Here is a 9276-nt window from a genome sequence, read left to right as displayed (position 1 = left end):
CTTGGATCGATAAAGATCCCAACGCTTCGGGAGACCTGAGCACTACTGGGACTGGAGAAATCCTGTCTCAGCAACTTGGGTCGCTGAACGAAGAATCCCCCGGTTTCTAACCGTGGGGAGTGTCAAGTTATAGTGTTTCCATGGAAATTGGAATTGTGAGAAGGAAAACCAGTGTTCATCCCCTGCTCTTAGCACAGGGTTGTTCAACTGGGTTTTGGGATAAGATTAAGAGGGAATTTTCTGGTAAGTACCTGGATAGAAATAAACAGGACTTACCCCAGCCACCTGGTTATTGACGGTAATTACACCGATTTAAACCTTTGATGTATTACCAGAAACCAGGGTTTAAGGGTCTTGGTGCGTAAGTCCTGATCAAGTTAACTGTGTTAAGACCTGTGTAATAGGTGTGTAAGACCTGTGAAGGCATTGAATCCCCTTCTATTGCCTGATCTGAAGTTTATTGTTCCCAAGTCTTAACAGTTAACTTGAATTTTGCTCTACTACTTACATCTGCCCTATCTCCCTTAACTGCCCTCGTTGCCTCGTAAGCATTCAGCCGTCAGCCGTCAGCCGTCAGCTTTTAGCTCACGCTACTTGAGGTGCCGTCAGCAGACTTAACTCAGCATTATTCGAATGCTTACCTCTTTTATTAAAAAGCACCTCAAGTAGCACCTCAAGTAGCGCATTAGCTGATAGCACCTCAAGTAGCACCTCAAGTAGCGCATTAGCTGATAGCTGAATACTTACCTTGCCTGACCTCACTCTTAACGTTGTGCCTTTTTTTTTCCATGGAATTTTTGACCATATTCCTATCAGGCTTAATCACTGTCGTTTCTGGGGTGGGTTTCATCCTCGACAAGGTGATCGAAAGCAATATCCGCTCCCAGCTTTCCCAGGTCGAGCAATTGCAAGTCCGAGTTAACAACACTCCCAATTACCAAATTTTGCCAGGCAAAGTAGACCAGGTTTTAATTGCTGGTAAGGGATTATGGCTGACGCCAGATATCCGGATTGGTGTCTTGGAATTAGAAACTGATCCGATTGACCTTGATATAGAGAAGGTCCGTAAAGGTGGTAAAGACTCACTAGCGAACTCTCTGAGGCAACCGCTACAAGCTGGAGTGCGTCTAGTTTTAACCGAGTCAGATATTAACCAAGCTCTAGAGTCGCCGGAAGTTATAGAAGTATTAAACGATTTGATCAATGCTGTGATCAGTCGTGGCAGTAGGCGTTATAAACTACTGAACTCACAAGTCAACTTCCTAGATAACAACCGTATTTATTTACAAGTGACATTGCAGCAAGGAGATAATCAACCCCTAGAGATTATATTAAACTCCGGTGTGGGCATCCTGACCGGGAAAAGCATACAGCTAATTGAACCCAAGTTGTCGGTTGATGGGAACCCACTCCCTCCTCAGATAATCAAGTTATTTGTTGGTAGTCTTAGCCAGCGCTTAAATCTGAGCAATATCGAAGATGAAGGCATCACAGCCCGTATCTTACAATTCCAGTTAAGTCCTAGTGAATTAGAATTAGCAGCATTTGTCCGGATCAAGGAATAAAGCGTGTTAAGTATGAAATATCAAAGATGAAGGATGAAATATCAAAAATTCAATTTGGTTTCGTGCCACTAGTCAGATCTGATCACAGTAAATCAAATTACAGTAAATCAACCTTTTGATTAATCAGTTATTATGCATGACCAACAAGACGATCGTGGTATTCCTCTCGGTGTGATTGCCAGTATTTCCATCCTAGTCTTAGCAGCAGCAGGTGGAGGTAGCTGGTGGGCATGGCGTTCACAGCAATCTTCGTCTGTGACAACAACTACACCCAAGTCATCTACACCCAAGTCATCTCAGACTATACAACCCACAACTGAAAAACCCTCAACTAAGGAAAAAATTCAGGTTTATTGGCTCAATGATGTTGATAACCAAATTGTTTTAAGTCCCAGTTCAATTCCCTTAAATAATAAGACCCTTAACAAAGGTGAGATCTTAGAGAGCGCATTCAACAGTTTATTGGCTGGGCCGACCAATGGCACATTTACGACCACTATTCCCCAAGGTACAAAACTACGGGGTGTTTCTCTCAAAAATGATGGTGTTCATGTAGACTTGTCCCAGGAATTTACCGTTGGTGGGGGCAGTAGCTCCATGAGCGGTCGTCTGGCGCAAATTGTTTATACAGCAAGCAGTCTAGACCCCAATACTCAAGTATGGATTGAGGTAGATGGGAAACAACTAGAGGTTTTAGGTGGAGAAGGCTTAATGCTTGATCAACCACTGACTCGCCAAGATGTCAATCAAAACTTCCCACTCTAGAGGTTTCCCAGCTTAGACTGCTTTGAGCAGTTGCTCACTAGCGTTGGATGAAAATTTTTCAACCGACGCTGCGGCAAATAAATATACGTTGGCAGACCTCTAATTCCCATGCCCAGCAAACCTATTTTCGCTTCTAGCAGCTATTATTAGCTTGACATCTGTGAAACCTATCTAAGGAGTAATGCTTAGTCAGGTTTAATCCGCATTAGTGCTTGACCATATTCTATTGGTTCTCCATTTGTCACCAAAATTTCCATTACTTGTCCAGTCACTTCTGCTTCAATTTCATTCATCAGCTTCATAGCTTCAATAATACAAACAGTTTGACCAGCACTAATGCGTTCCCCCACCTCCACAAAGGGGTCTTCATCAGGAGCAGGAGAGCGGTAAAATGTCCCGACCATGGGTGACTTAATTTCCTCCCACTTTTGATCTACCCCTGGTGGAGGTACTGGTGGGGTTGGTTCTGGTGTTGGGGCTACCTCTAGTACTGGGGTGGAAGTAGTGGGAGTGGAGCCGATGGGAACCGCTACGGAGCCTGTAGGGGCTTGATAAGTAGTGCTAGCTCCACCAGAATCACTGGTAGGGGTGATACTGACCCCTTTACGCACTGTGAGTTCAAAATCATCACTCTTGAGGGTCAGTTCTGTAATATCAGTTTCAGCAATAGCAGCTAACAGATCACGAAGTTGATTGATGTCTAATGCCACAATTTTTAAAAAAAGGTTAGGGTCTTGGGGCTAAAGGCTAAGGGTTAAGATTTTTTGGCATTATTTTGCCTTAGTAGTCAGCTGAGTCCATTATCTTGATTGCCATGATCTCATGATCTATTAAGAGCATCAAATCAGGGCATCAAAACAATTTACTCGCGACCTTGGTAAGAATCATTACGGGTATCGATTTTAATGCGCTCTCCTATGGAAATGAATAGAGGAACCATCACCTGAGCTCCTGTTGAAACAATGGCTGGTTTGGTACCACCAGTAGCGGTATCACCTTTAACACCAGGATCGGTATCGACTACTTCCAACACTACAGAATTGGGCAGTTCTACTTCTAGAATCTGGTCGTTCCAGGTGAGGATGTTCACTTCCATTTCTTCAGTGAGATACTTGGAGCGATCGCCAATCTGTGCTTCACTCAGACGAGTTTCCTCGAAGCTTTCCATATCCATGAAGACAAATTCTTCGCCATCTTTGTAGGTATGCTGCATGGGACGTTTTTCGAGGTTTGCCTGGGGTACTGTTTCCCCAGCCCGAAAGGTTTTCTCTACAACATTCCCTGTCTGGACATTTTTTAGTTTGGTGCGAACAAAGGCGGAACCTTTTCCAGGCTTGACGTGGAGAAATTCCACTACCCGCCATACGGATCCATCTAACTCAATGGAGACACCGGTGCGAAAGTCGTTACTAGAAATCATTAACCTGCTAACTCGGGCAGAACAATCGGCATCTTATTTTACCCTTGAGAGGTTGAAGGTTGAAAGTTGCACTTTGGAGGTTAACCTAAAGATTTGTCCCAAAGTGGTGCGGCAAGGGACTTGCCAAACTTAAACTAAACGATACTGTTGGCCAATCACCTCAAAGCTAGTGAAATCGATGGAGGGATAGGGACAGGGGGAGAGGGTGATCACCTGGCTAGCTCAGTGGTTTATTGGTGTGATGGGCGCGGGCCCCAGCTGAAAGGGCGTTGCTGAATCTTCGCGCTGAATAGCAGTAGAGTGGGCATCCTGCCCGCCCGAAAATAAGCATGAAACTGGCAAGATGCCAGTTCCACGCCTGATGCCCATTCCACAGGTGCGACCCAAGGGCGCGAGCAATCCCTCGCGCCCTAGGAGGCGCGCACCTACTATTAAAATCATTCCATTATTAAGCAACGCTGCTGAAAGACCCACGCTAATTGAGAAACGGTATCATAAACTTCCTTGACATGGGAAGATATGAGATGAAGTTTTGATACGTTGTGGATCAGCCTTGACCCCACTGGTGTAATGCTTGGGGTAATTATTGTTTATGAAACTTTTAAAGATTTCTTTGCCAGATTGGTGGAAACCCTTGACCAAGACTACCCTCTTGGGGCTGCTGTTAATGTCCCTTTCCCTAGGTCTGAGTGGAGCTTGGTGGAACTTTAAGTTTAACTTTGGTAATCAAGAACCTGCTCGTGAAAGTCGATTACCAGGGGGTAATGCCATTACTGATGGTAGAGCTTTGTTGCGCTATGCCCTACCGATAGATAATCAGCCAGTGCGGAAAATACAAGCCAGTTTGGAGGATATTTCTCAACAAATGCGGGGAAAACGCTGGAGTCCTATCACCAGCGATATTACTAAAGCTGCTGTGGTTTTAACTAGTAGTGATCAGAAATTGCTAGCGGACATTCCAGATGCCAGAAAACCCCAAGGCGAAGCCCTAATTGCCCAGATCCAAGCCGAAATTGCTAAGATTCGAGAAGCTGTGGAGGCTAAAGACAAGGAAAGAGTCTTGATTGAGCGCGGGATACTCTTGGATCAAGTAGGGGAACTGGAACAATTGATGGTAGAGGAGTTTCCCTTTGAGGTACCCCCAGAGTATAGTAACTTACCTCAACTTAAGGGTCGCGCTACCGTGGAAATGACCACAGAGGAAGGTTCCTTGAGAATGGTGGTAGATGGTTACAATGCTCCAGTCACCGCCGGTAACTTTGTGGATTTGGTACAGCGGGGTTTCTATGATGGTCTAACCTTCAACCGTGCTGAAGATAACTATATCCTGCAAGCAGGAGACCCTCCAGGAAAAGCGACAGGCTTTATTGACCCAGAAACTGGTGAATACCGAGGGATTCCCATAGAAATCATGCTGAAAGGGGACTCGGAACCGGTTTATGAGTTTACCCTGGAAGAAATTGGTCGTTATCGTGAGCAACCTGTGCTACCTTTCTCTGCTTTTGGTACCCTAGCAATGGCACGTCCTGCAGAGGATCCCAATGGTGGCTCTTCTCAGTTTTTCTTCTTCCTGTTTCAACCAGAACTTACCCCAGCTGGTATCAACTTTATGGATGGGCGCTATTCTGTCTTTGGCTATGTTGTAGAAAACAAAGAGTTACTCAGACAGCTCAAACGAGGGGATGTAATTGAGTCGATGAGAGTTATTGATGGGATTGAGAATTTAGTTGAGCCGCAGGCATAGCTATCCTATCGGTTATAGCGCTACGCCCAAGGCAAGAGGCAAGAGGCATGCTAGCAATAGCTGAATATAATAGCTTTTGCTGCTTTTATAAATGTCAAACACCTTAATGCTTAGTGCTATAAGCGGTCAGCTCCTAAGCGGCTGCGGCGAAGCCAGGGATAAGCTTGATTAATTACCTTTAGCTCCGTTTATGCCAGTCAGAAGTATCAATCATTGATCGTTGTCTCGTGACCCTTGAATTAATAAAAGATATCGGAGAACAAGGTCTTCTAGAACGGTTACAGCCTTTCTGTCCACCAGGGGTTGTCGGGGATGATGGAGCGGTAATTCCCCCTCCAGAGTCTGGTCAATCCTTGGTGATTACTACAGATGTTTTAGTGAATGGGGTGCATTTTAGCGATCGCTACGGTGGGGTAAGCCAATGCACTACTAGTCCAGAAGATGCTGGTTGGCGTGCTGCTGCTGCTAATTTGTCTGATTTAGCTGCGATGGGAGCATCCCCCCTAGGCATTACGGTAGGCTTAAGCCTGACAGGGGATGTAGCGGTTAGCTGGGTTGAGAGACTTTACCAAGGCATGACTCAGTGTTTAAACCAGTACAATACACCAATAGTCGGAGGAGATATCTGTCGCTCGCCGGTTATTACTATTGCTATCACTGCCTTTGGTCAAGTCTACCCCGACCAAGCTATCCGCAGAACAGGTGCTAAGGTGGGACATGCCATTGTGGTGACAGGTGTTCATGGTGCTTCCCGGGCTGGACTAGAATTACTCCTCAACCCAGATTTCGGCAAACACTTAAGTCCAGAGGAACGACTATCTTTGATTAAAGCTCACCAGCGTCCCCAACCCAGACTTGATGTTGTATCTTTACTCACGTTACAGGTTAACAGGTTGAAGGTTGAAAGTTGGAACTTTCAACCTGATAACTTTCAACCTGATAACTTTCAATCTGATAACTTTCAACCTTCAACCCTTCAACCTTCAAACCTTCAACCTTCAAACCTTCAACCTTCAACCCTTCAACCTTCAACCCTTCAACCTTCAACCCTCCAACTATCCATTGCGGGTATGGATAGTAGCGATGGTTTAGCAGATGCTATTGTACAAATTTGTGGTGCCAGTGGTGTTGGTGCAGAGATTGATCCTAACCGAATTACCCTACCTCCAAGCTTCAGTAAATTGGTGTCTCCAGAGCAAGCTTTGGATTGGGCGTTGTATGGTGGTGAAGATTTTGAATTAGTGCTATGTTTGCCCACTGAAGCTGCTGAGGAATTAGTGGCACAACTGGGGGAGGGAGCAGCAGTAATTGGCAAGATTACTAGTGGTAATGAGGTCTGGTTGAAAGATAAGACTGGTACTTATGCTGATCAATTGCTGAGTTTAAATAAGGGATTTCAGCATTTTTGAAATTTTTCCCTTAGAAGTGATTAACCGGATTTACTATTATTCCTTATGTATCTGATCTCAATCAGACTTGGTCAGGTATCATAACTTGACTCAATAAACAAGATCCAGGTGCGATCAATTTTCTGGTTCAGATTCACTACACTGTCTGAGATAGTATTAACTTTGAACAATTTGCCTTGGCTTACGATAATATCTGCAAATACCTAGCAGAAGAATACCCATCGGAGTTTTTTCACTGGCTATTGGGTGAAGAACCTAGAGATATTCAGGTACTTAAAAGCGAATTGAGTAGTGAACCAATTCAAGCTGATGCTCTGACTTTACTCCAAAGTACAAACCAAATTCTGCACCTAGAATTTCAAACCTTACCCCAATCCGAGCCACCATTACCATTTCGGATGTTGGACTATTGGGTCAGATTACATCGCAAGTACCGATGTCCGATTGAGCAGGTGGTAATTTTTCTAAAGTCTACGACCTCACAGATGGTATTTACTAACGAGTTTAGAGATACTAACACCTGGCATCGTTATCGGATAATTCGTCTGTGGGAGCAAGACCCATTACCACTATTGGCCAATCGGGCTTTGTTACCCTTGGCCACTTTAGCCAGGAGTAATCGGCCTAATCTATTGTTGGAGCAAGTCGTTGCTGAAGTCGATAGAATTGAAGAACAAGGTCAACTCCGAACCCTAGCGGCCTGTGTGGATGTACTGGCTGGTTTGCGGTTTGATAAAGATTTAATCCGTCGATTTTTGAGGGAGGAAGTTATGGAAGAATCAGTCACCTATCAAGATATTATCCAAAAGGGAGTCCAAAAGGGAATCCAGCGCGGCAAGCAGGAGGGAGTCCTATTAATTGTGATGCGTTTGCTAACCCTGAAGTTAGGTTTACTTGACCCTGGGCTCCAACAGCAGATTGAGGGATTATCGATTACTCGATTGGAGGAATTGAGTGAAGCCTTGTTGGATTTTGAGACAGCAACGGATTTAGCGCTTTGGTTGGAGCACTAGGGAATAGGGAATAGGAAAAAATTCGGCGTTGCTAATGTCTTGGCGCTGAATAGGAGTAGAGTGGGCATCCTGCCCGCTCGAAAATATGTGGGCATCCTGCCCGCTCGAAAATAAGCATGAAACTGGCAAGATGCCAGTTCTACCAACATGCCAGTTCTACCAACATGCCAGTTCTACCAAGATGCCAGTTCTACCAACATGCCAGTTCTACCAACATGCCCATTCCAGAAAACTCTTAAAATCATTCCATTATTAAGCAACGCCAAAAATTCGGTGTATCTCAATATCCCTACTCCCGACTCCCTACTCCCTTTTCCCAGCATCCCCTGTCAAAGAAAATGCTGCCCAATAATAAGGATGGGGATATTTTTCCCGTAAGTCTTTCTGAGCTTGCTGTAATGCCGATACTTTTTAGCTACCAGAATCTCCCAAAAAGTCAATCCTGGCTCGCCAATGCAAGCTGATTTCTCAGCCAGGGTGTATCTACCAAGGCACGTAGGAATATCCCACGTGCGCCATTGATGTCGCGATCCATCGATCGGCCATCAATTTTTGATTTAATTTTCTTGCTACCACCGATATTTATTAACTCACCTGTCCAGCTAACAGTTTTACTGGTATAGGCTTCACAGACGTCTACTACTGTTTTCCCTGTTTCTCCAGCTTTGTGTTTGAGGAACTCTTTGAAGCGATAATGAGCAAAAGAAAGCAAATTCCGAACAGTTTTAGACCTGATCTTCCTGTTTCCTTTTTTTGTCATTTCAGATGTCTCAAAAGTAGGAAGTAGTATAACGTCAAAGTTGTCAACTAAAAAACGGGCAGCCTTATGATGTAGTTCGTTAATCAGATTCTGAATTCTAATGATTATTCGCCTGGCAGCTTTTATCATTCGACGTTTTTGCTTCCCTTTTGCCTTGCTTATTCTTGATAAGAGGCCATCGAGGTGAGAGCAAAGTCGTTGAATTCGAGAAAAATCTCCACAACCAATTTTTCCTACAGAATTCTCACTAAAAAGTGTCAAAAATGTTCTAACACCAGGGTCTAAAGCTACTACTCTACCTTGGTTCTCGGATTTTACTTGAGTAGTCTTGTGAGGGACTGTCAGGTAGTAATCCCCATTGGTGCTAGTTAATCGACAATCTCCAATATCATCTGGAAGTGTTTCAGTAAAGGTCAATTCACCCAGTTTTGTATGGTAAATCCCTTTGCTAGATACAGCCGACTTAGGGATGTAGCAAGACTGAACAGGATTTTTACGAGATCTAAATCGCACTCGATTTATTTGTCCAGTCTTTTTATACTTTTTCTTGGCCTCCCTTACAGCGGTGCAAGCATCCTTTATCGCTATAGATTTGATTTG

General features: G+C 44.3%; 10 protein-coding genes. 6 read left to right on the top strand and 4 right to left on the bottom strand.

The annotated features are described in order from the left end of the window. Positions 1–788: 788 nt before the first annotated feature. Positions 789–1565: an LmeA family phospholipid-binding protein gene (locus tag F6K37_RS24230; protein ID WP_008189000.1), complete on the top strand. Its 777-nt coding sequence runs from the start codon at positions 789–791 to the stop codon at positions 1563–1565. A gap of 132 nt (positions 1566–1697) precedes the next feature. Continuing rightward, positions 1698–2330, top strand: coding sequence for a GerMN domain-containing protein (locus F6K37_RS24225; protein WP_008188998.1), 633 nt, complete (start codon positions 1698–1700; stop codon positions 2328–2330). Between the two features lie 185 nt (positions 2331–2515). Here F6K37_RS24225 and accB read toward each other — a convergent pair whose 3' ends face one another. After that, a complete protein-coding gene (gene accB / locus F6K37_RS24220; RefSeq protein ID WP_008188996.1) occupies positions 2516–3040 on the bottom strand; it encodes an acetyl-CoA carboxylase biotin carboxyl carrier protein in 525 nt (174 codons plus the stop codon). 152 nt (positions 3041–3192) lie between these two features. Next, positions 3193–3750: an elongation factor P gene (gene efp, locus F6K37_RS24215; protein ID WP_008188994.1), complete on the bottom strand. Its 558-nt coding sequence runs from the start codon at positions 3748–3750 to the stop codon at positions 3193–3195. Between the two features lie 592 nt (positions 3751–4342). Between efp and F6K37_RS24210 the strand changes: the two genes are divergently transcribed. The 3 genes from F6K37_RS24210 (at position 4343) to F6K37_RS24200 (ending at position 7916) form a co-directional block, all read left to right on the top strand. After that, positions 4343–5494 (top strand): peptidylprolyl isomerase, encoded by a 1152-nt coding sequence (locus F6K37_RS24210; protein ID WP_008188990.1) that lies wholly within the window; start codon positions 4343–4345, stop codon positions 5492–5494. 227 nt (positions 5495–5721) lie between these two features. Next, positions 5722–6903: a thiamine-phosphate kinase gene (gene thiL, locus F6K37_RS24205; protein ID WP_008188988.1), complete on the top strand. Its 1182-nt coding sequence runs from the start codon at positions 5722–5724 to the stop codon at positions 6901–6903. 176 nt (positions 6904–7079) lie between these two features. Then, entirely contained in the window at positions 7080–7916 is an 837-nt protein-coding gene (locus F6K37_RS24200) for an Rpn family recombination-promoting nuclease/putative transposase (RefSeq protein WP_008188986.1), read from the top strand. Here F6K37_RS24200 and F6K37_RS24195 read toward each other — a convergent pair. After that, positions 7913–8065 carry a hypothetical protein gene (locus F6K37_RS24195; RefSeq protein WP_287252636.1) on the bottom strand — a complete coding sequence of 51 codons (153 nt, stop codon included), beginning with the start codon at positions 8063–8065 and terminating at the stop codon, positions 7913–7915. The two genes, F6K37_RS24200 and F6K37_RS24195, sit on opposite strands and share 4 nt — an antisense overlap. Here F6K37_RS24195 and F6K37_RS24190 point away from each other — a divergent pair. Beyond that, positions 8064–8294, top strand: coding sequence for a hypothetical protein (locus tag F6K37_RS24190; RefSeq protein WP_131827126.1), 231 nt, complete (start codon positions 8064–8066; stop codon positions 8292–8294). The genes F6K37_RS24195 and F6K37_RS24190 overlap by 2 nt on opposite strands. A gap of 58 nt (positions 8295–8352) precedes the next feature. Here the strand turns inward: F6K37_RS24190 and F6K37_RS24185 are convergent. Next, a partial coding sequence (locus tag F6K37_RS24185; RefSeq protein ID WP_287252633.1) for a zinc ribbon domain-containing protein occupies positions 8353–9276 on the bottom strand: 924 nt, incomplete at its 5' end.

It is taken from the genome of Moorena sp. SIO4E2 (assembly GCF_010671945.1).
GTDB lineage: Bacteria > Cyanobacteriota > Cyanobacteriia > Cyanobacteriales > Coleofasciculaceae > Moorena > Moorena producens.
This window is presented reverse-complemented; position numbering and strand designations above follow the sequence as displayed.

Coding starts and splice junctions, on each gene's coding strand:
- F6K37_RS24230 (WP_008189000.1), top strand. CDS start 789: ATGGAATTTTTGACCATATTCCTATCAGGCTTAATCACTGTCGTTTCT.
- F6K37_RS24225 (WP_008188998.1), top strand. CDS start 1,698: ATGCATGACCAACAAGACGATCGTGGTATTCCTCTCGGTGTGATTGCC.
- efp (WP_008188994.1), bottom strand. CDS start 3,750: ATGATTTCTAGTAACGACTTTCGCACCGGTGTCTCCATTGAGTTAGAT.
- F6K37_RS24210 (WP_008188990.1), top strand. CDS start 4,343: ATGAAACTTTTAAAGATTTCTTTGCCAGATTGGTGGAAACCCTTGACC.
- F6K37_RS24190 (WP_131827126.1), top strand. CDS start 8,064: ATGCCAGTTCTACCAACATGCCAGTTCTACCAAGATGCCAGTTCTACC.
- F6K37_RS24195 (WP_287252636.1), bottom strand. CDS start 8,065: ATGTTGGTAGAACTGGCATCTTGCCAGTTTCATGCTTATTTTCGAGCG.